Annotated in this window: 17 protein-coding genes; 8 read left to right on the top strand and 9 right to left on the bottom strand. The window is 38.0% G+C overall.

The features are described 5' to 3' along the window. Positions 1 to 320 precede the first annotated feature (320 nt). Positions 321 to 2639, bottom strand: coding sequence for a TonB-dependent receptor (locus EXE09_RS03900; protein ID WP_130116406.1), 2319 nt, complete (start codon positions 2637 to 2639; stop codon positions 321 to 323). A 406-nt stretch (positions 2640 to 3045) separates the two neighbouring features. Beyond that, on the bottom strand, positions 3046 to 5223 hold the full coding sequence (locus EXE09_RS03895) for a TonB-dependent receptor domain-containing protein (RefSeq protein WP_087552389.1): 2178 nt from the start codon (positions 5221 to 5223) through the stop codon (positions 3046 to 3048). A 267-nt stretch (positions 5224 to 5490) separates the two neighbouring features. On the opposite strand from EXE09_RS03895, the gene tig reads away from it, so the two are divergent. The 4 genes from tig to EXE09_RS03875 all read left to right on the top strand — a co-directional run bounded on the left by tig (position 5491) and on the right by EXE09_RS03875 (position 9898). Continuing rightward, the gene (tig, locus tag EXE09_RS03890; RefSeq protein WP_087552390.1) at positions 5491 to 6822 is read left to right on the top strand and encodes a trigger factor; all 1332 of its coding nucleotides are present in this window, start codon (positions 5491 to 5493) and stop codon (positions 6820 to 6822) included. A 187-nt stretch (positions 6823 to 7009) separates the two neighbouring features. Beyond that, positions 7010 to 7621 carry an ATP-dependent Clp endopeptidase proteolytic subunit ClpP gene (gene clpP, locus EXE09_RS03885; RefSeq protein WP_068973066.1) on the top strand — a complete coding sequence of 204 codons (612 nt, stop codon included), beginning with the start codon at positions 7010 to 7012 and terminating at the stop codon, positions 7619 to 7621. Between the two features lie 36 nt (positions 7622 to 7657). Then, entirely contained in the window at positions 7658 to 8968 is a 1311-nt protein-coding gene (gene clpX, locus EXE09_RS03880; RefSeq protein ID WP_130112880.1) for an ATP-dependent Clp protease ATP-binding subunit ClpX, read from the top strand. Positions 8969 to 9148: 180 nt separating this feature from the next. Then, positions 9149 to 9898, top strand: coding sequence for a DUF2846 domain-containing protein (locus tag EXE09_RS03875; RefSeq protein ID WP_130116405.1), 750 nt, complete (start codon positions 9149 to 9151; stop codon positions 9896 to 9898). A gap of 44 nt (positions 9899 to 9942) precedes the next feature. Here EXE09_RS03875 and EXE09_RS03870 read toward each other — a convergent pair whose 3' ends face one another. From EXE09_RS03870 to EXE09_RS03860, 3 genes are all read right to left on the bottom strand, one after another. Then, a complete protein-coding gene (locus EXE09_RS03870) occupies positions 9943 to 10476 on the bottom strand; it encodes a DUF2059 domain-containing protein (RefSeq protein ID WP_130116404.1) in 534 nt (177 codons plus the stop codon). A 48-nt stretch (positions 10477 to 10524) separates the two neighbouring features. Continuing rightward, entirely contained in the window at positions 10525 to 11073 is a 549-nt protein-coding gene (locus tag EXE09_RS03865; RefSeq protein WP_228255437.1) for a DUF2059 domain-containing protein, read from the bottom strand. Positions 11074 to 11155: 82 nt separating this feature from the next. Continuing rightward, positions 11156 to 12682 carry a fumarate hydratase gene (locus EXE09_RS03860; RefSeq protein WP_087552393.1) on the bottom strand — a complete coding sequence of 509 codons (1527 nt, stop codon included), beginning with the start codon at positions 12680 to 12682 and terminating at the stop codon, positions 11156 to 11158. A 527-nt stretch (positions 12683 to 13209) separates the two neighbouring features. On the opposite strand from EXE09_RS03860, the gene EXE09_RS03855 reads away from it, so the two are divergent. The 4 genes from EXE09_RS03855 to EXE09_RS03840 all read left to right on the top strand — a co-directional run bounded on the left by EXE09_RS03855 (position 13210) and on the right by EXE09_RS03840 (position 15775). Next, positions 13210 to 13842, top strand: coding sequence for a class I SAM-dependent methyltransferase (locus EXE09_RS03855; protein WP_130116403.1), 633 nt, complete (start codon positions 13210 to 13212; stop codon positions 13840 to 13842). A 56-nt stretch (positions 13843 to 13898) separates the two neighbouring features. Next, positions 13899 to 14546 carry a DUF6348 family protein gene (locus EXE09_RS03850; protein WP_130116402.1) on the top strand — a complete coding sequence of 216 codons (648 nt, stop codon included), beginning with the start codon at positions 13899 to 13901 and terminating at the stop codon, positions 14544 to 14546. Positions 14547 to 14765: 219 nt separating this feature from the next. Further along, entirely contained in the window at positions 14766 to 15374 is a 609-nt protein-coding gene (locus tag EXE09_RS03845; protein WP_130116401.1) for a M17 family peptidase N-terminal domain-containing protein, read from the top strand. Positions 15375 to 15388: 14 nt separating this feature from the next. Beyond that, positions 15389 to 15775: a hypothetical protein gene (locus EXE09_RS03840; RefSeq protein WP_130116400.1), complete on the top strand. Its 387-nt coding sequence runs from the start codon at positions 15389 to 15391 to the stop codon at positions 15773 to 15775. A 347-nt stretch (positions 15776 to 16122) separates the two neighbouring features. Here the strand turns inward: EXE09_RS03840 and EXE09_RS03835 are convergent, their stop codons facing one another. The 4 genes from EXE09_RS03835 to EXE09_RS03820 form a co-directional block, all read right to left on the bottom strand. Further along, complete coding sequence (locus tag EXE09_RS03835; RefSeq protein ID WP_130116399.1) at positions 16123 to 16584, bottom strand: DUF2147 domain-containing protein; 462 nt, start codon at positions 16582 to 16584, stop codon at positions 16123 to 16125. Positions 16585 to 16747: 163 nt separating this feature from the next. Next, on the bottom strand, positions 16748 to 18886 hold the full coding sequence (pta, locus tag EXE09_RS03830; RefSeq protein ID WP_068973077.1) for a phosphate acetyltransferase: 2139 nt from the start codon (positions 18884 to 18886) through the stop codon (positions 16748 to 16750). A 179-nt stretch (positions 18887 to 19065) separates the two neighbouring features. Further along, on the bottom strand, positions 19066 to 20283 hold the full coding sequence (locus EXE09_RS03825) for an acetate/propionate family kinase (RefSeq protein WP_130116398.1): 1218 nt from the start codon (positions 20281 to 20283) through the stop codon (positions 19066 to 19068). Between the two features lie 348 nt (positions 20284 to 20631). After that, positions 20632 to 21897 (bottom strand): glutamate-5-semialdehyde dehydrogenase, encoded by a 1266-nt coding sequence (locus EXE09_RS03820; protein ID WP_130116397.1) that lies wholly within the window; start codon positions 21895 to 21897, stop codon positions 20632 to 20634. Between the last annotated feature and the right edge of the window lie 160 nt (positions 21898 to 22057).

Genomic DNA, 22057 nt, shown 5'->3' with positions numbered 1-22057 from the left:
CATAAGCACGTCACAACTGTTCTGAAATAAATTGTGCAGAGTTCATGAATACTTTGTTAAATAGTGTAACAATGGTGCGAATAATAATGAGAATGCTTATCAATAACAATGGTGATTATTCTTATTTATATTTGGAAATTATGTTTGATTTTTAAGTTTTGATTTATTAAAACAATAATGAAAACGATGAAATTATGTCTTTAACTATATGAATAATGATATTTTTTAATATTTGGTAAAATTTAACTACTTAAAGACAAGCATAAAAATAGCCCCTAAGAGTAGGGGCTATTTTATAGTTCGATCAGTGTATTGAAAACTTAGTATTTAAAGTTTAAAGATAATACTGCACTACGACCTTCAGCTTCTGTTGCATAATGTGAAGAATATGCTTTAGTGAAGTAGCGTTTGTCTGAAAGGTTGTTTAGGTTAAGTTGTAAATCAACATTTTTGTTTACATTATAACGTGCCATAGCATCGTAACGGACATAACCTGGTACAAATTTAGTATTTGCAGCATTGCCATAGACTTTATCCATTGCAATAGCACCAACACCTAAATTTAACTGTGGAAGTACTTGGTAAGTCGTCCAAAGAGTAGCTGAGTTTTTAGCAACGTTTTGAACTTGTTTACCATTATTGCTACTTGCTACATAGTTTGGTGCAGCTGTAGTTCCTTTATTCTCAAAACCGCCATCAACTAATTCACTGTCTAAATAAGTATATCCAGCTGATACAGCCCATTTGTCAGTAATGTTACCGTTTACACCAAGTTCAAGACCATCTACACGAGTTTCACCGATGTTGCTTGTTAAACCTGTGTCAGTCGTTGCTCGTGTATTGGTTTTTTCAGTACGGAAGATTGCTGCGGTTAAGTTGAGCTTTTCGTTTAGGACATCCCATTTTGTACCAAGTTCAATTGTACGAATTTCTTCGGGTTTTAAGTTTTTAATAGCTGCAGTAATACCTTCAGAACCATCACCACCATCTACACCAACTGGGTTAGATGAAGTTGCGTAGCTTGCATAAATTGAGCCATTCTCAGCAGGTTTAAATGTGATGCCAGCTTGCCAGTTAATAAAGTCTTTATCGTTTTCGATAGAAACTTGGTCACCTGCTTTTGCTGTTGGTTTTGCAGCAGTCACAGCACTATTAAGTGCACCATAAGTCATGGTTTGTTCGGTTTTGTATTTATCCCAACGAACACCTAAATCCAATAACCACTGTGGGTGTAGTTCAATATTGTCAAGGAAGTAAACTGAAGTATTTTTACTTTGAATATTATATGCGTCAGCACCTTCAGTACTGATCGTACCATTCCATGGACCACGGTTTGGGTTTTGAACTGATGTACACCAACCACTAGCAATAGAACCTGTAGGACATGCTTGAGTTGCACTACCAGTAGAATTTAATCCATCGATAATGTATTGAGTACGATCTGTTTCTTGATCAGAATATTCAGCTCCGATATTGAAACGATGTTTTAAAGCACCAGTATTGAACTTACCTGTTAATGATAATTGATCAGTAAAACCATCAGTATCAGCTACACGAGAGTTCGCACGAGCCCACACATTACCTGTAAGAGCGCCTGTTTTTTTATCGTAAAAATTACCTTTTGAATCATCAGGGTTTGTCCAGAGGTAATCATTTTTAGACTTATTATAAACAGCAGTATTACTAATGGTTAGGCTATCAGTTAAATCATGCTCTAATTTGATTGTACCAGATTGATTTTCTTGTTTTTGAAAATCACGCTCAGTCCAACCATAGTATGCACCTTGTTCAACATCAATAGGTTTACCATTTCCGTTCAAACCAGCATTTGCATTGGTTGCTGCAAATGGATTGTTGTAAGGAATACCTGAATCAGGAGTATCGTCAGTTCTTAAGTAATAATAGCTTAACGTCGCACGAGTTGATGTATCTAAACCAAAAGTAATACTTGGTGCAATACCTGCACGTTTGTATTCAGCGCCATCATCTTGACCTGCTTTTTCGTTATGGTGACCCATCACAGCAACACGTGCTGCAACGCCGTTACCAAAGTCTTTGTTACCATCTAAAGTAATACGTTGATAGTTATCTGTACCGCCTGCAACAGAACCTTCTAAAAAGTCACCTTTTTTAGCAACTTTAGAAATCATATTGATGCTACCACCTGAAGTACCAGCACCGCCCATAGCAGATGCAGAACCTTTGGTCACTTCAACTTGTTCTACAGCGAACATTTCACGGTTTTGTGAAGTTGAATTACGTACACCGTCAACATACATAGAGCTTTCAGAGTTATAACCGCGAATGAAAGGACGGTCACCATTTGGATTACCACCTTCACCTGCACCCAAAGTAATACCAGGAACTGTACGAAGTGCATCACTCAAAGTTGTAACCTGAGTATCTTCGATCAATTGTTTTGAGATCACAGAAACTGACTTAGGTGTATCTAGTAAAGGTGCAACAAATTTTTTATTGGCAGATTCATCTACTTTTAAACTTTGTTCAGCAGTCGCTTGTGCTTTAATTGTTGGAAGTTGTGTTGTTTCTTCTTGTGCAATCGCTGCTGTTGCAATAACAGAAAGAGAAGAGGCGATTGCGGTTGAAACAATCTTTTTGCGTGATTTGATAAAAGACATACGTGACTCACAAAGAGTAGTGTAAATTTGTATGCGAATAATAATGATTCTTGTTTTTTATTGCATCTGTTTTTTATTGAAATTGTCGATGGTTTTCTCATTAAAATTCGTCTAAATAAATTAAGGAAAAGATATTTTTAAAATAAAATATTGATATTTATTTAATTTTTTTCAAATTGAAATATTTCAAAATGTTAAAAAAAGGATGATTCATGGATGCTGTTTTATCATTAAGTAAGTTTGTTGAAGATTCAAACAGCTTTTTAAAATGAGGTTTGAGAGAATCTGGAACAATAAAAAATAAAATGGTTTTTTTGCTTTAAGTTATAGTTATTATTGCAAATAAATATAGCCCTGTATTAACAGGGCTATATTTAAAAAACAACTTGTTATTGATTATAGAGTCTTAAAAATCATAAGAAAGTGATAACCAGTAATTTCTACCTGGGAGGTAAGTACCAGACATACCAGAACCAATCACCATGTAATCATAATAAGAAGCAGGGTCACCATTAGCGTCTATATAACTACCATTCTTAGTAAAGTCTTTGTCTAACAAGTTATTTATAGCGCCTGTCACACGAATATTGTCAGAAATTGAATAATTTGCACCTAAATTAAATAAATTATAGCCTTTCAATTTATTTCCAGTCGCTTGATAAATGATGGCAGCATCACCAGAAGTTTGTTCTGTATTATAGCGTTTACGCTCAGACTTATATTCATGTTGTAACCAAAGGTCAAATGCATTGTTGATATGCCATGTTGATGTCATATTGAATGCATTTTTAGGCACATTACTTAAATATGAACCTTTGTTTTCCCCTTTAGTGATTTCAGACTCCATGTAAGTATAGGCAGCTTTAACATCCCATTCTGGAATAATGCTGTACTTCAAACTGAGTTCAACACCTTTAGTCTCTGCTTCATCTGCATTGATACTTTGGGAAAATGTATCTTGTGTGATGTGTGCACCATAGCTCACACAATTTGGTCTATTTGGTGTTGTAGTAAAGGAACAGTTTAATAGGTCTGGGCCATCTGTGATTAGATTCTTAATTTTATTAAAGAAAGCAGTGGTAGTTAGGTCTAAATTACCATTGTTATAGTTAAAGCCTAACTCATAGTTAATAGACTCTTCAGGTTTCAAATTTGGTGAACCAATTTGGAAATTTGCCCCTTGACCACTCACACCAATTACGCCGTCATGTAGTGCTTTTGGTGAGGGTGCTTTGTATCCTGTACTTACACCACCTTTTAGCGTCCACTCATCAGATGCATTCCATACAAAATACCCACGAGGACTAAATTGACCACCAAAACCTGAATGGTCTTCGTAGCGCCCACCGAAAGTAAATGCTAAGTTATCCATAAGATGCCATTCATCTTCTGCATAAAAAGAGTAGGAATCTTTGTCAAACTTAGCCCCCATACCTGCAAGATCATCGGCAACTTCTGCTTTTTTATATTCAGCACCAACTGTTAAGGTGTGATTAGCAATAGGTGCGATAATGTGAGTATCGGCAACAAGATCAGTATTTTTTAGGTGACGATCAGCACCTGCATATGCATTTTTAGCGAATGTACCTGTTGGTATTGTTCGACCTTTGGTTTCCGTTTCAGTCTGGCTAACATAAGAGTTCCATTTACCAAAAGCGTAGTTTCCTTCATGACCGAGTGAATATTGTTCTCGGTTAAATTCTAGCTCATCTTTATATCCACGGGCGCGACTAGCAGTATCTTGAGTTCCTAGACGATCTCCAGCATTACTATACGTTTGGCTTGATTGGAAACCATCAACCCAAAAATTATTCTGATCATTGAGTTTGAAATTAACCTTTCCACCGATATCGTAAACATCTGCTTCAGATGGGCGTGGATCACGTCCCGAAGTACCAGGAATACGCTCAGATTTTTGACGATCGAGGAAGCTACCACGTAACTGTAAACCTAAAACGTCATTAATTAATGGGCCATTCAGGACGAAGCTTGTTTTCCATGAGTCAGCTTCTTTATTATTTTCCATAACATTACCACTTAGAGTAACGTTACCACTCCACGTATCAGTCACTTTTTTGGTAATAATATTGATGACTCCACCCATAGCTTCTGAGCCATAGCGTGTAGCCATAGGGCCACGAATAACTTCAATACGTTCAATTGCTGCTAATGGCGGTAAAAAACCATTTGAAGATTCACCAAATCCATTTGGTGTAACATCTGATGAAGTCGTTTGACGACGCCCATCAATTAAAATAAGGCTATATTCATTGCCTAATCCACGCATTTTTATATTTAAACCAGATGTTTTACCAATACCATCTCGAATATCAATACCTGGAATATCTGAAAGTAAATCTGAAATGCTTGTTGCATTTTTCTTTTCAATATCATCCTTTGTCACAATACTAATACTTGCAGGCGCATTTTTAATATCTTGCTCAAACCCAGATGCAGTAACCACAATCGTAGAAAGTTGATGAGATGTCGTAGTGTTTTCAGGACTGGCTGTATTTGCAAATGCTGAACTTGCAGTAATGCTCAGGATCGCAAGTGCGAGTGGGCAGAGTGGGGATGTACTCATAAATAGAATTCCAAGTGGACGAGATAAATATATGAAAATAAATAAAATATAAAAAACAAACAAATGATAATGATAAAGTTTATCGTTTGCAATAAAAAATATACAAAAATGAGTAATTATTCTAAAACATTGAAAAAAATAATAATGACTAGAAAGCTAAGAAAAAAAACGATAGTTTCGTTATCCTGTTTTGTATATCCTTTAATGTTGTCATATAATGTGGCACTTTTTAAAAAACTGTAATTACTAAATTCTATCGAGGAAGCCATGCAAGTAACTTCTGAAGCGGTTTCGGGCGTTGCCCGTCGTTTAAATGTATCTGTACCGACGAGCCGTGTGAACGCGCAATTTGAAGCTCGCTTAAAACGCACTGCTAAAACTGCGAAAATCAATGGTTTCCGTCCAGGTAAAGTGCCATTAGACGTTGTACGTCGCGAATATGGTGCGGGTATTTATCAAGAAGTAGTGAACGATGTAATTCGTGACACTGTTTTTGAAGCGATTCAACAAGAAAAAATCAACGCTGTTGGTATGCCGAACATCGACAAAGTTGAAAACAAAGATGATGCTTTAGTTTATCAAGCAACTGTAGAAGTTTACCCTGAAGTTGAAGTTAAATTTGACGGTCTTGAAGTAACACGTAAATCATCTGAAGTGAATGACAAAGATGTAGACGTAATGCTTGAAAACCTTCAAAAGCAACGTGCTGAATGGACTGAAACTAAAGGCATGGCTAAAAAAGACATGCAAGTAACTTTCGACTTTGAAGGTACTGTTGACGGTGAAAAGTTTGAAGGCGGCGCTGCTGAAGACTTTAAACTTGTATTAGGTTCTGGTCGTATGATCCCTGGCTTCGAAGACGGTATCGTTGGTATGAAGAAAGGCGAAGAGAAAGTTATCGACGTAACTTTCCCAGAAGACTACCAAGCTGAAAACCTTGCAGGTAAAGCTGCTCAATTCAAAATCACTGTGAAGCTTGTTGAAAAACAAAAACTTCCTGAAATTGATGCTGAATTCTTAAAAATCTTTGGTTTAACTGAAGAAGAAGGCGTTGAAAAATTAAAAGCTGATGTTCGTAAAAACATGGAACGTGAAGTGAAAAACGGTCTTCGTAACCAAGTGAAAGGTGCAACTTTTGATGCGCTTGTTGCTGCAAACGAAGTTGAAGTTCCTGAGTCTATGTTAGCTCAAGAAATTGACCGTCAACGTCAACAAATGATTCAACAATTCACTCAACAGTTTGGTGCTCAAGGTGCAAAAGCATTTGACAGCAGCATGCTTCCAGATGAATTGTTCAAAGAACAAGCTGAAAAATCAGTTAAACTTGGCATCTTAGTAAGCAAAGTATTGGCTGATGCTAAACTTGAAGTGGATCAAACTCGTGTAGATGCTTATATCGAAGATATGGCTTCTTCTTATGAAGATCCAACTGAAGTGATCGAATACTTCAAAAATGACAAACAACAACGTGCTCAAATCGAAGGCGTTGTGTTAGAAGATCAAGTAGTTGATCACATTCTTGCTGCTGCAAAAGTGACTGATGAAGCTGTAAGCTACCAAGATTTGTTAAAAGAACAACAAGCGCGTCAACAAGGCTAAGTTGTTTGATCTAAAAAAGGCGCTTCGGCGCCTTTTTTTATGAAGTTGTAAATAAATTATTCGATTCATTCACAATACTTATGCAAAAAATATCTGATATTTAGTTGGGAATATTTTGCATTTTCAGCAATTATCCCGCATATTGTGAACATGAGTGCAGTTACAAGAATTCAGGAATAAATAACATATGTATGTTCCATCAATTGAAAACGCTTTAGTGCCAATGGTCGTTGAACAATCTTCTCGTGGTGAGCGTTCTTTCGATATTTTTTCACGTCTTTTACGTGAGCGTGTGATTTTTTTAACAGGTGAAGTTGAAGACAACATGGCCAACCTTATCGTTGCGCAAATGTTGTTTTTAGAAGCTGAAAATCCTGATAAAGATATTCATTTATATATCAACTCACCAGGTGGTTCGGTGACTGCGGGTATGGCGATTTACGATACCATGCAATTCATTAAGCCAGATGTTGTGACGTATTGTATGGGTCAAGCAGCATCTATGGGTGCATTCTTGTTGAATGCTGGTGCAAAAGGTAAGCGTTACTGTCTTGAAAATGCACGTGTTATGATTCACCAACCATTAGGTGGTTTCCGTGGTCAAGCATCTGATATTGAAATTCATGCACGTGAAATTCTATTTATCAAAGAACGTTTAAATCGTTTGATGGCTGAACACAGTGGTCAAGATTATGAGCGTGTTGCAAAAGATACAGATCGTGATAATTTCATGACAGCGCAACAAGCCAAAGAATATGGTTTAGTGGATCAGGTGTTAAGCAAACGCCCTCAAGACTAAACATTTAAAGATAAGATTTAAGAATTTGGAGTGAAAATGTCCGATCTTCCTCAAGGACAAAAGCATTGTTCATTTTGCGGTAAAACGCAGTCTGAAGTCGGTAAGCTGATTGCAGGCGAGGACGCGTATATTTGTAATGAATGCGTGGACGTATGCTTAGACTTAGTTCAAACAAGTCAGCAAGTGGAAACTGGTGATTGGGCATCACGTCCTTTACCAAAACCACATGAAATTCGTGCTGCGCTTGATCAATATGTGATTGGTCAAGACACTGCGAAAAAGACTTTATCTGTAGCGGTGTATAACCATTACAAGCGCTTAAAAGTCACTCAATCTGCAAATAAACCTAAAGATGCAATTGAACTTGCGAAGAGTAATATTTTGCTGATTGGACCAACAGGTTCGGGTAAAACTTTGCTTGCACAAACACTTGCACGCTTGCTTGATGTACCTTTTGCGATGGCAGATGCGACGACATTAACTGAAGCGGGTTATGTCGGTGAAGATGTTGAAAACATCATTCAAAAGCTGTTGCAAAAAGCGGATTATGATGTAGAAAAGGCACAAAAGGGCATTATCTATATCGATGAAATTGACAAGATTACGCGTAAATCTGAAAATCCATCAATCACTCGTGATGTGTCTGGTGAAGGTGTACAACAAGCATTGTTAAAAATGATTGAAGGTACAGTTGCATCAATTCCTCCTCAAGGCGGTCGTAAGCATCCACAGCAAGAGTTTATTCAAGTCGATACTTCGAATATCTTGTTTATTTGTGGTGGTGCTTTCGCAGGTTTAGAGAAAGTCGTGCAACAGCGCCAAGAAAAAGGCGGTATTGGTTTTACTGCTGCTGTGAAGAATAAAGATGATACCAAGAAAGTATCTGAATTATTCCGTCAGGTTGAAGCGACTGACCTTGTTAAATTTGGTTTAATTCCAGAGTTTATCGGTCGTTTGCCAGTCATCGCAACACTTGAAGAGCTTGATGAAGAAGCTTTGATGCAAATTTTGACTGAACCAAAAAATGCTTTAACGCGTCAATATCAATATCTCTTTGAGATGGAAGATGTAGATCTATTATTTGAAGATTCTGCATTGCGTGCAGTGGCGAAAAAGGCACTTGAGCGTAATACTGGTGCGCGTGGTCTACGTTCGATTCTGGAAAATGTATTGCTTGAAACTATGTATGACTTACCAAGCCGTACAGATGTGGGCACAGTTGTGATTAATGAAGCTGTGATCAATGATAAAGCTGCACCAGAATTTAAACCAGAACGTCAGCCAAAGCAGGATGATGTTGAAGTTGAAAAAGTGGATTTAAAAGTACTTGATACAAAATCAGCGTAAAAGTTGTTTTTGATCGAATTGACTTTGCAATTCATCCGAAACGTGTAATTAGCTTGACTATTTACACGTTTTTTTATTTTTAAAAAGTCATTGAAATGTTAAGCTGACTGTGGAAAATAGTGTTTATTCAAATTATTTTATTAAATAACGAAAATAAAAAATACGTGGTGAGGGAAAATCATGCGTTACTTAGGTCTAATCATTTTGGTCAGTTGTGGGTTAACAGCTTGCCAAAGTCATAAAGGAATTGAACAGCAATCCACGAAAGTTGTATCAACTTTAAATCCGATTGATTTTAAAAAAGAAGATTCATTTGTTCATGAAAAACTGGATCAATATAAAGTAGGTGGTTTTTCAGTTGGCTCTTGGGTAAATCAAACCCCAGGACAATATTTTAAACTGGTTAAACCTCAAAGTGCTCAAGCTGCTGTGGTTTATTTTTATCGTGCAGATAGTAAATGGAATCGCCAGGAAATTATTCCCACCAATTTCTTTTTAAATGGAAAACGTATTCCAAGTTTGATTAGTAATCATTATTACTGGATTGAGCTTGCACCAGGGGATTATAAGTTAAGTCTGAGTCGCCCTCTGGCTGTTTTCCATTTCCAAAAGCCTAAAGTTGCCTATTTTACTGTTGAAGAGGGTGGGCAGTATTTTGTGAAATATGAAGAAGAAAAATTCCGTGGTGGTCCAAATGGTGAAGCAGGTTTATTGCGTGTTGGACCTTTGATGCAAATGCCAACTCGCCAAGGTTTAAAAGAAATAGCGATGACTCAACTTAAATCACCTGGCTTAAACTTTGTTGCTGAAGTGACTGCTGATGGACGTGTGCTTAAACCGAAGCAAGAAATTAAAGGTGAACCATATAAAGTCAGTGATGATGTGCATTTGGCGACACCATTTAAATTATGGAACCCAATGACTTGGTGATGTGTTGAATAAAAAAAAGAGAGCGTAGCTCTCTTTTTTTATATTTATTTGTTCTTGGCAGCTTTTTTTAACGTATCTAGTTTTTTATTGATTTCCTTAAAATCATCTGCTGTTGTCTGCATACTCGACATCAATCTTGTATTCATAAGTGCCATGGTTTCTTGAGCGACTTGCGGTGTTTTTTTCAGAATAGATTGCCCTACGGTACTCGAATAAAACTCGATTTGTGCTTGAATTTCTTCTGCGCTGTAAACCTCTTTATAAATTTTTTGATAAAGTGGTTTCATTTGATCCCAAGACACGGTCTTCTGGCTTTGAGCGTAAAGTTTATCGGAAAGCTCATTGGCAACGATTTGTTCTTGTGGATTGAGCTGATCTTTCTTTACCGTCATTTTGACAATTTGATACGCCTGTTGATCCAACTGAGGGCGAATTTTTTGTATGGTCTCTTGCAAAAGTGTATCAAGATTCATGACATTGAGAAGCTGTTGTATTTGTTGATCAGATGCAGGTGCTGCAAAAGTTAGATTTGCTGTCAGACATGAACCGATTAAAAGAAGCTGTGGCAATAATTTCATAAAATACCTGAGTGATTGAACGTCATTTTGATTGAATTTACAAAGGTCTTAAGGTTGAGTTGGGAGAATTGGTTTGAGTATGGCTTCCATTTTGGCTTTGAGTACTTTTTGGTTTTCAGGCTTAAGCATTTGTTTCTGAGAGAATAAGGTTGTTTCCTGTAATATCTCAGTCATTAAACTATTCGTTTTATTATTGATGGATTGCCCTAGTGGCGTGCTTAAAAAAGCAATGTTGGCTTGGACTTCTTCCTCAGTAAAAGTCTTTTTGAACAAGGCTTTAAACATATCTGTAAATTCAGGATTGGTGACGAGATTTTGCTGTACTTCTGTATATAGCGCACTGATTTGTAAGACTGCATTTTGCTGTTCAATATTCAGTGTCTGAGCACCTGTAATTTGACGGACAAGGTCTTCAGCTTGCTCATCAAAGTAAGGTTGCATATCTCGAGTACTTTGTTTAAAAATTTCCGAGATATTAGAAAGTTGTATAAGTTTATCGACACTTTTATCGGTTGCAACTGTTGCAAAAGCCGTAGATTGAATTCCCCAGATGAAACATGTAAACAGCATTGGTGCGAAGATTCGTGTTATTTTCATTATTCAACTCAAAATAAAAAAGCACCCTAATCATAGGATGCTTTTTCATTAAGATACAAGTTGTATCTTTCTAAATCTCGGATTAGTTCGCAGCAGCATCAACCACTGGAATTTTTCCAATTTTTGCTTGCCAGATTTTAGGTGCAATGGCATGGATAGACGTACCATTGACATCCACAGCAACAGATACAGGCATGTCTTGTACTTTGAATTTGTAAATTGCTTCCATACCCAAGTCAGCAAAAGCAACGACTTCAGCTTCACGGATTGCTTTAGATACAAGGTAAGCCGCACCACCTACAGCCATCAAATAAGTTGCTTTGTTGTCTTTGATTGCTTCAACCGCAGCAGGACCACGATCCGCTTTACCAATCATACCGAACATACCGGTTGCTTCTAAGACTTGGCGAGTGAACTTATCCATACGCGTTGCAGTCGTAGGACCAGCAGGGCCAACAACTTCATCACCCACAGGATCTACTGGACCAACGTAGTAAATAAATTTACCTTTAAGGTCGACAGGAAGCTGTTCACCTTTATTCAACATATCAACCATACGTTTGTGTGCAGCGTCACGACCTGTATAGATTGTTCCGTTTAGAAGCAATGTATCACCTGGTTGCCAAGTGTTCATTTCTTCTTGAGTGATGTTGTCGAGGTCAACACGTTTAGATTGTGATGAATCCCAAGTTACTTCTGGATAGTCAGAAAGTTTAGGAGCTTGAATGTGTGCAACGCCAGAACCATCCAATTGGAAATGAGCGTGACGAGTAGCAGCACAGTTCGGGATCATACCGACTGGTTTACCCGCAGCGTGGCAAGGGTAGTCTTTGATTTTAATATCAAGAACTGTGGTTAAACCACCAAGACCTTGCGCACCAATACCCAGCGCATTCACTTTTTCGAAGATTTCAATACGAAGTTCTTCAAGTTTGCTTTGTGGACCACGGCGAAGTAATTCGTCCATATCCAACTCTTCCATCAATGCTTCTTTAGCAAGCATCATGGCCTTTTCAGCAGTACCACCAATACCGATACCCAACATACCAGGCGGACACCAACCTGCACCCATTGTTGGAACAGTTTTAAGTACCCAATCCACGATTGAGTCTGATGGGTTTAACATTGCAAGTTTAGATTTGTTTTCTGAACCACCACCCTTAGCAGCAACAGTAATATCAACTTTGTTACCAGGAACAAGTTTGTGATAGATCACTGCAGGCGTGTTATCTTTGGTATTCTTACGACCAAACGCTGGGTCTGCAAGAACAGATGCACGTAGAATATTTGAATTTTCTAGGTAACCTTGGCGGACACCTTCGTTAATCGCATCGTCTAAGCTCATGGTTAAATCAAATTTAACATCCATGCCCACTTCAACAAATACGTTCACAATACCAGTATCTTGACAGATTGGACGATGACCTTCTGCACACATACGTGAGTTAATTAAGATTTGTGCAATTGCATCCTTGGCAGCTTTGTTCTCTTCACGATCATAAGCACGGCTCATCGCTTGGATGAAGTCTTGTGGGTGATAGTAAGAAATGAACTGAAGCGCATCCTTGACCGATGTGATCAAGTCATCTTGCTTGATAATAGTTGTCATATCGAAAATCTCTTGAGCGGGCTGATAGCTAGCGGGCTAAATTATACGTGATAATCCAAGTTTTGTCGGCACTTTGCTTAAGATTTGGTCTAAAGTTTAATAAATTACATCAGACAATTTTTTGTCATATTTCAGCGTGAAAATCGTGAATGTCTGTCATATAAAAGCAGTTTTTTGAAATATTAATGATTTATTTTAGAAATAATTAATTTATAAGTATTTGAAATATATTGATTAGTTTTGTTGAACTAGAAATTTTTATAAATATGACATTGCTGTCATATATTTGTCATAAAACTTTCACATAATAAGCCTGTCCAAAAATGAGTAATGAAATATGACAATTTCGAGTATCTTAATGGTTGTGGGCTTTAGCGTTTATATTGCAGCAACTTGGATGTACGGTCAGAAAGAAGATCAAGCCTAACGCTTTATCTTCTTTTTTTATGTTTCAAACTTTTTAAATACAACAATAAATAATTTCCCCATTTATACTGATCATAAAAATTATTCCTCTATTTTTGACTATGACAGATCAAACTTATCTTTATGAAAATATTATTGAAATTTACAAAAAACATAGTCATGCATGGACTGAACTACGTGGAGAATATCTTTATGAGCGAGCATGGCTTGACCGATTTTTAGCTTTGCTTCCGCAAAAGTCTAATATTCTAGATTTAGGCTGTGGTTCAGGAAAACCGATTGCTCAATACTTTATTGAGAAAGGGTATGATTTGACAGGTGTGGATGCATCCGACTGTATGATCACAATGGCACAGCAGAATTTTCCACAACACTCTTTTCCAAATTTACATTGGATTCAGGCAGATATGCGAACGCTTGAACTTGATCAAAAGTTTCAAGGGATGATTGCTTGGGATAGTTTTTTTCATCTTAGATCCGATGATCAGCGTGCGATGTTCCAGCAATTTACAAAATTTTCAGAACAGGGCACAGCTTTAATGTTCACAAGTGGTCCTGCGCATGGTGAAGCAGTTGGTGATCTGTTTGGTGATGCTTTGTATCATGCCAGTTTGTCACTAGAAGAATATCGTGAATTATTCCAAATTTACGGTTTCGAGGAGGTGTTGATGATCGCGGAAGATCAAGACTGCACAGGGCATACGGTGTGGTTGGTGAGGAAAATAAGAGATTGACCATCGTGACTTGGCACTGTTAAATGTGGAAAGTATTTCATTAAAAGAATAAATCAATGCACTCGATTCCAATTATTGAACCTATTCAGCAGTTATTTGAACAGCATAATATTCCCTACGCAATGGAACAGGATTGGTTGGTTCCATATCAGGATTTCACACAGTATCCAGCAATTCGAGCTTTATGGTTTCCTTACACGGTAAATGGCTGTTTACAGATTGAAGTGTTACATCATGATAGTGAGTTGATGATTGAGTGCTTTGCAGGGATTGGAGAAGACAATGATGCTATTACGGATGCTTTGCAAAATTTTTGCTTAAATTCATTTCATGTATTTGCTGTTGCATTTTGGGATTTACCACAAGGTGATCAGGTCACCATTGAACAATGGGAAATCCAAGGGGTAACTTATCAGGCTTATTTGGGTGCGATGGGAACACGTTTAATGAGTAATGATGAATTCCCTACTTTACCTGAAAATTGGTTCGATAGTTTTTCCTCCGAGATCCAGAAAGAATCAAACTTAGATACTTTGGCGTGGTTTCGATTATTCATCGGAAATAATCAGGGAGATTTGACGGTTGAAGTATTGAGGAATAATGATGTTTGTGAAGAAATACAAAAAGTGATGCGTGAATTAGATTGGATAACATTGGATGGGTATTATAGTATTCGTCATTTTATGATTTTAAAAGCACAGTAAGATAGATAAGATATAAGAATAAGTTAGGTTTGTCTTAAAAGACTTATGTTATCTTGATGTTAATCTATTTAGCAACGATTCAAGGCTCTCTAATTTTGGTTCTGCTAATCGATGCTGTCGTTCTTTTAATCAAAACACCACAAATTATCAGCATTTTTCAACGATTCTTTTTTGTTTAATTCGGCAAAATAACAACAATCACTCTACCGAATATTGAAAATGCCTAATACAAAACAGTTTCTTATTGGTCAATACAAAAAATTAAATCTCAATATAGTGACTTGGGATGGTGTAACAGCAAAGGTGGATTTATCCTGCGGTTGTCTATTTGATCATGAGGTAGATCACGCACCTATACAAGGTGGGCTTGCGGATCTCAACCAAACTTTAAATGGAAAATTGCTACACATTCGGGAGCAAAAACTCTTTCAAGCAGTGCGTTTTGAAACTTTATTATTTGACCAAGCTCAGCCGAATATTCAGTCTGAAAAAGTCTTGTTAATTGGTATGGGAAGTCCAGAAGATTGGAGCACAGCCGATACCGCAAAAGCGGTACAAATCGCATTTAGAACTGCACAACAATTGGGTTTGGAAAGTGTGGCTTTTGCACCGAGTATTTTAGATACAGGCATACAGATCAAAGCAGATTTGAGCGCTGTATTAGTTCAGGCTTTGCTTGATGTTTATGATGCACATCTTCAATTGGAACAGTTGGGCTTAGTGAAGCCTTGCACTGTGCAAAATTGGTATTTTGATGCAGGTGATCATCAATTTGAAGAAAAAGCAAATAACTATATTCAAATATTTAAACAACTCACAACAAAATAATAGAGAGATTAAATATGAGTGACATTCAGCAAAAACTTAAGTTAAGAGAATTGGAAATTGTCGATGAGCATGATCAACCACGGATTCGGCTTAGTGTTGAACAAGGTTTAGCATCAATTCAATTGTTGAATTTACAAGGCGAAGTTGGCGCTCGTATTGAATTAGATCAAGCAGGATTTTCCAAGATTCAACTGGCTTCAATCACAGAGCCTTTGCTAAATGTCAAACTTGAAATAGATCCCAAAGGCTCACACATCAAATTTGATCATCAGAATGGTGCTTCCAATTATTTGTTTTTAAATAATCAAGGTGCTTCAGGTTTGGTGATGTTAGATGCACAGCAACAGCGTAAGTTTGCTGCGACGGTGAGTGAACAAGGTGTTTTAAAGATTGATCAATAGCGTGGATATTGTGGCATGAAGTAAAGGATTGCTGTTGAGTCAACGCCGAATGATTGTGTAGCGTCGTAATATGTCTTTGTACGCTATGGCGTACATGAATTGAAGGCGTTGTCCAATATACAGCACATCTATATTTTTTTATCATGGGGACATAGAGAGCAGGATACTCCGAAAATAAAAAGACAATACAGAACAAGGAATGTGAGGTAAGACAGGAGCCATACCTAAGCATCAAATACGGAAAAAGCCCGACAGGATGTCGGGCTTTTTTTATGTTCAAATTTTACTGATGCGATGTACATTAAAAGGAAGGGATCTTTTAAACTGTTTTAAAGCTTAGTTATCGTTTAGTGAACATCCTGTAACTTGATCCAGAGCATAGAAGTCGTATGGTTTTGTGTGGTGCGACCTGTTATTTGCAGTTGTGTCTTTGGGGGATTTAACTGACCACTGATTTTATATTGGTAACCATTGTCAGGATTTGTCCACAGACCATGGCTAAAGTGACTTTTGTTTGTATTTGAACTAAGCCCTTGTAATACCTCCATACCGATAACAGGTTGGTTTTTAAGGCTTCCAGTACATTTTTGACAGGTTTTTAAATTTTTTGAAGCACCATGCAATTGAGTAATCACGGCACTGTACTGTTGTGTTTTGGAGTTTTTGCGAATCACAATGTCGGAAATATATGCGTCTGTGCGATGATCAATGACTTTCCATGTCCCAATCAGTGGATCGAAAGTATAAGAAAAAGCAGAGCTGCTGAATAAGGCAAATGTGAATGCTGTAGATAAGGATTTAAAATTCATAAATAAAAAACAATCAAATAAAACGTGAATATTATACTTGTTGTGATCGCTATTATTTTTTAAATATTTGATTTAATGTGTCTTTGTTGATTTTAATTTAAAAAAAACCACCCAATTTTTCAATTGGATGGCTGAGTATCAACTTGAAAATCAGATGAAGTGATTAAGCTTCTTGTTGTGCAGATTGAATCGCAGTTAGGGCGATGGTGAATACAATATCATCCACCAAAGCACCACGAGACAAGTCATTGACTGGTTTATTCAAGCCTTGCAACATTGGTCCTACACTCACGACATTGGCAGAACGTTGTACCGCTTTATATGTGGTGTTTCCTGTATTTAAATCAGGGAAGATAAATACATTGGCACGCCCCGCAACTTTAGAATCAGGTGCTTTAGAACGACCAACACTTTCTACTGAAGCAGCATCGTACTGTAATGGACCATCGATCAATAAATCAGGGCGACGTTGTTTCGCAATCTCAGTGGCTTTCGCGACTTTCTCAACTTCGGCACCTGCGCCTGATGTTCCTGTTGAATAAGAAATCATGGCAATGCGTGGGTCGATACCAAACGCTTTTGCAGAATCTGCTGATTGAATGGCAATCTCAGCCAATTGTTCTGCATCTGGATCAGGGTTGATCGCACAGTCACCGTATACATAGACTTCATCAGGCAATAGCATGAAGAATACAGAAGACACCAGTGAATAATCAGGCGCTGTTTTAATCAGTTGGAACGCTGGGCGTACAGTATTCGCCGTCGTATGGACTGCACCAGAAACTAAGCCATCGACTTGATCAAGTGCTAGCATCATCGTACCGAGTACAACCGTGTCTTGTAGTTGTTCACGTGCTTGCAACTCATTGATTTTGCCTTTACGTAATTCAACCATTTTGGTCACATAGTTTTCACGGATCAAATCAGGATCAATGATTTCTAAGTCAAATGGCAATTCGATATTACGCGCTTTAGCAACTTCAAGAACCGCTTCTGGTTTTGCCAATAAAACACATTGTGCAATTCCACGAGATTGACAAATCGCAGCTGCTTGGATGGTACGTGGTTCATCACCTTCAGGAAGTACAATACGCTTTTTCGCCGCAATTGATTTTTGTACCAATTCATGACGGAATGCAGAAGGTGATAAACGTGGTTTGTAATCACCATTGAGCATTTGAATCAGCCATTCTTGATTGATATGACTTGAAACAAAACGTGTCACTTGATCCGCACGATCAGTATCATCCACTGGGATTTCATTGCTTAAATTCGCCAATTGTTGTGCAGTTTCAAAAGTGCTTAATGGTGTATGTAAAATTGGTAAACCATTTTTAATTGCAGACTGACAGAAATCTAGTACCAATGAATTTGGTTCATGGTGCTCAGTCAAAACAAGACCAGCCAGTGGAATACCATTGCTGGTTGCAAGACTACTTGCCAGTAATACATCAATACGATCAGATGCGCTGATAATCAATTCGCCTGCCGTGAATTTATGTAACTCATGTTCAATATTTGCAGCAATCAAACTGCTGTGTAAAACACGACGTGTTTTTGCTTTGCCTTCATTGATCCAAGTTGCTTTGATTTGTTGTGCGAGGTCAGAAATACGTGGCACACTCAAAGTATCGCTAAATGGTACTAAACCAATGATTGGAAACTCAGTTGAACCAATGTGGGCATGGGTTTTATGAATTTCATTTTTGAAATTATTGGTATCTGAAATTAAACGTAAATTCGGATCAATGGTGACAGGAATCTGTGCAGAATCCGCAGGTAAGCCACGCGTACGCATGAATAAAACACCTGCATTACGCGAAGATGATGCACCACCAAAGTTGCGTAGTTGCGCTTCAACTTTTTCAGCTGTTTGTTCTGGTTTAGTAATATCTGCATTGCTAACAAAAATAACTTTGGCATCTAAAGCTTGAGCCAATGATGCGTTTAAATCACTCGCAAAAGAATCACGTGCAGTCGGTACTAAACCTTCAACAATAATAATATTGTGTGACTTCGCGACTTGGCGTTGTAGGCTGACAGCTTCTTCAAGCAGTTCATCAGTTTCACCATTGTTTAATTGCTGAGTCAGCTTCGCATAAGAAATAGGCTCAACTGTATCTAACTTTGAAATATGGCGATACAGTGCCGTGGTACGATCTGGATCGGTATTTAATTCTTGTGAAAATGGTTTTACAAAACCTGCTTTAACACCTTGGCATTCCAAAGCATATACTAAACCTAAACAAGCAGAGGTTAGACCTACGCCTTCTCCAGTTGGAACCAATAAAATCGTTTTCATAGACTATTTCTTTAATAAATAAAAAGCTGTTAATTTTTCAAAGGTTTGTGATGAAAAACTCCGTACAGGATTTGTCGGAGTTCTTCATTTATCTGTTGTGTTTGGGTAAAACCAGATTATTTTCAGTGATGGGATGATGATCAAATCATCCCTTCGACAGCTACAGGTGTTAGGACAGCTTAAGCTGTCGCAATATCAGATTCATGCTTTTTTGCAGCCTGTTGTACCTCATGTTCTACAACGCTTTCAGTTTCTTTAGCAATACGACCTTCTTCATCTGTAGGAACAACCCAGATTTGTGGACCAGTACCTGCATCAATACGACCTTCTGTACCACGTTTTAAACCATCATTGTGTTCTTTGCTGAGGTTGAAACCGAAGTGCGGTAAGTATGCAATGGTTTTTTCACGGATATAAGCAGAGTTTTCACCAATACCACCCGTGAAGAATAAGCCGTCAATGCGTGGAAGACCACAACTTAAAGCTGCAAGTGATTTTGCTAAACGGTAGCAGAATACTTCAATGGCTAAAGTTGCATCTTCATTGCCTTGTTCAGATGCTTCAATCAAAGTACGCATGTCATTTGAAAGATCAGATAAACCTAATAGACCTGATTGGCTGTTGAGCATCTTATCAATTTTATAGATGTCCCAACCTAAGTTCGAAGCAAGGAAGCTGTGAATACTTGGATCTACATCACCACTACGAGTACCCATCACTACGCCTTCAAGCGGTGTTAAGCCCATAGATGTATCTACAGATTGACCATTCCAGATCGCACAAGTCGAGCTACCATTACCTAAGTGTGCTGTTAACCAACCACCGTGTTTGTAGCTACCTGCAAGTTCAGAACCACGCTCAGATACATAAGCGTGACTTGTACCGTGGAAGCCATAACGGCGTACATTGTGTTCTGTATATAAGAATTTTGGCAATGCATAACGGTATGCATGTGCAGGCATCGTTTGATGGAACGCAGTATCAAAAACAGCAACTTGAGGAAGTTCAGGGAACAAACGCATTGTTGCTTCGATACCCACCAAGTGAGCAGGGTTGTGAAGTGGTGCAAGCGGTGTTGCTTCACGAATTTTGTCTACAATTTCAGGTGTTAATAATTCTGCCTTAGTCGAAGTACCGCCGTGTACAACACGGTGCCCAATCGCTTTTGGTTTGTATTGAGACAGACGACCTAAGATCGTTTCCAATGCTTTTTCATGATCAGCATGTGGAATAGAAAGTTCAAGCGGTTGATTACCCGCTGTGACGCCTTTGATACGTGCCTCAGCAGAGCCTAAGTTTTCTGCAAGACCAAAGATTCGATCTTCACGACGTTCAGAAACAAGCGCATATTTGATTGATGAAGATCCGCAGTTAATTACTAATACTGATGTAGACACGTTTTAATACCCGAAATTGTAATTTGAAAAAGTCATCCTGATTGATCTGATTACGCTTCTTTGCAGGGCAATTTAGATCAGTAGTGATGTTGTACCATGTGTAGTTTTTTTGTCCTAGATAGACTTTAGGTGATTAGACTTTTGGATGATCGACCTGAAATTGATTAATATTTAATATTTATCAGTTGATTGCTAAAAATTATCACTCATTTACACGCTTCGCTAGAGTCTTTATGTTTTTCTTGTAAGCAAAAGATTTTTTTGAATATTCACAAAAAAACAGATTGAAAATAAAAAACTCAGCACCTATTGAAATAAATACTGAGTTTATATTGCTAATTTATTGAATTATTGGCGAATTTGCCCATCACCTAAAACAATCCATTTTTGCGAGGTTAAGCCTTCTAGACCGACTGGACCACGTGCATGGATTTTATCAGTTGAAATACCGATCTCAGCACCTAAGCCATATTCAAAACCATCGGCAAAGCGGGTTGATGCATTGACCATCACTGAACTTGAATCTACACGTGTTAAGAATTGACGTGCTAGGCTAAAGTTTTCAGTAATAATCGCATCGGTATGGTGTGAACCATATTTGTTGATGTGTTCAATCGCTTCTTCAATTCCAGACACAATTTTGACTGCCAAAATTGGACCTAAATATTCTTCATACCAATCTTCTTCACTGGCAGGCTTTACGGTATCACCTAAAAGTTTTTGTACTTTTAGGCAACCACGTAATTCCACTTGCTTTTCAGCATAGAGTTCAGCAATGCGCGGTAAGAATTCATCTGCAATTTTTTCATCCACAAGCAAGCTTTCCATGGCATTACATACACCATAGCGATGCGTTTTGGCATTTAGTGCGATTGGCAAAGCTTTATGTAGGTCTGCTTGTGCTTCCACAAAGACATGACAATTCCCATCCAAATGTTTAATCACTGGAATCGTTGCTTCATTGGTAATTCGTTCAATCAAGCCTTTACCACCGCGCGGTACAATGACATCGACATATTCAGACATCGTGATTAATTGACCGACAGCAGCACGATCAGGTGTATTGAGGACTTGCACGCAAGTCTCAGGTAAACCAGCCGCTTTTAAACCATGTTGAACTGCTTCAGCGATGGCTTGGTTTGAGTTCAATGCTTCAGAGCCACCACGTAAAATAATCGCATTTCCTGACTTAAGTGCAAGAGAGGCAGCTTCAAGGGTCACGTTCGGACGTGATTCATAAATCATGCCGACCACACCTAAAGGCACACGCATTTTACCGATTTGAATACCAGTAGGGCGGTAAGCCAAATCTGTGATTTCACCGATTGGGTCAACGAGGCTAATCACATCTTTTAAGCCTTGTAGCATCCCTTTAAAGCGTGTGGGGTTGAGTTCTAAGCGATCAAGTAGGGCACTATCCAAGTTGTTGTCACGACCTTTGGTCATGTCAATTTGGTTGGCAGCTAAAATTTGCGGTTCACTATTTTCTAAAGCAGTATAAATAGCAGATAAGGCATTATTTTTTGCAAGTGTAGTCGCACCAGCCAAAACACGAGAGGCTTGGCGAGCTTGTTGACCTACAGTTTGCATATACTGTTCGATGGAATCTTGCATAGCAGTTTATTTGATCACTTAGAAATTTCCCTTTGATAGTAGCAGTCTAAGCAATAGCAAGGAAGTATTTCTCTGAAATAAACTTGTTCTCAAGCTTACCTATTCATATTTTGAAATTCTTTTTACCATTTAAACAAGATAAGCGGTCAATTTTGCGATT

The sequence above is a fragment of the Acinetobacter sp. WCHAc060025 genome (assembly GCF_004209355.1).
In the GTDB taxonomy this organism is placed as follows: Bacteria; Pseudomonadota; Gammaproteobacteria; order Pseudomonadales; family Moraxellaceae; genus Acinetobacter; species Acinetobacter wuhouensis.
The sequence above is the reverse complement of the archived record's forward strand: the minus strand, read 5'-3'. Positions and strand labels throughout refer to the sequence as shown.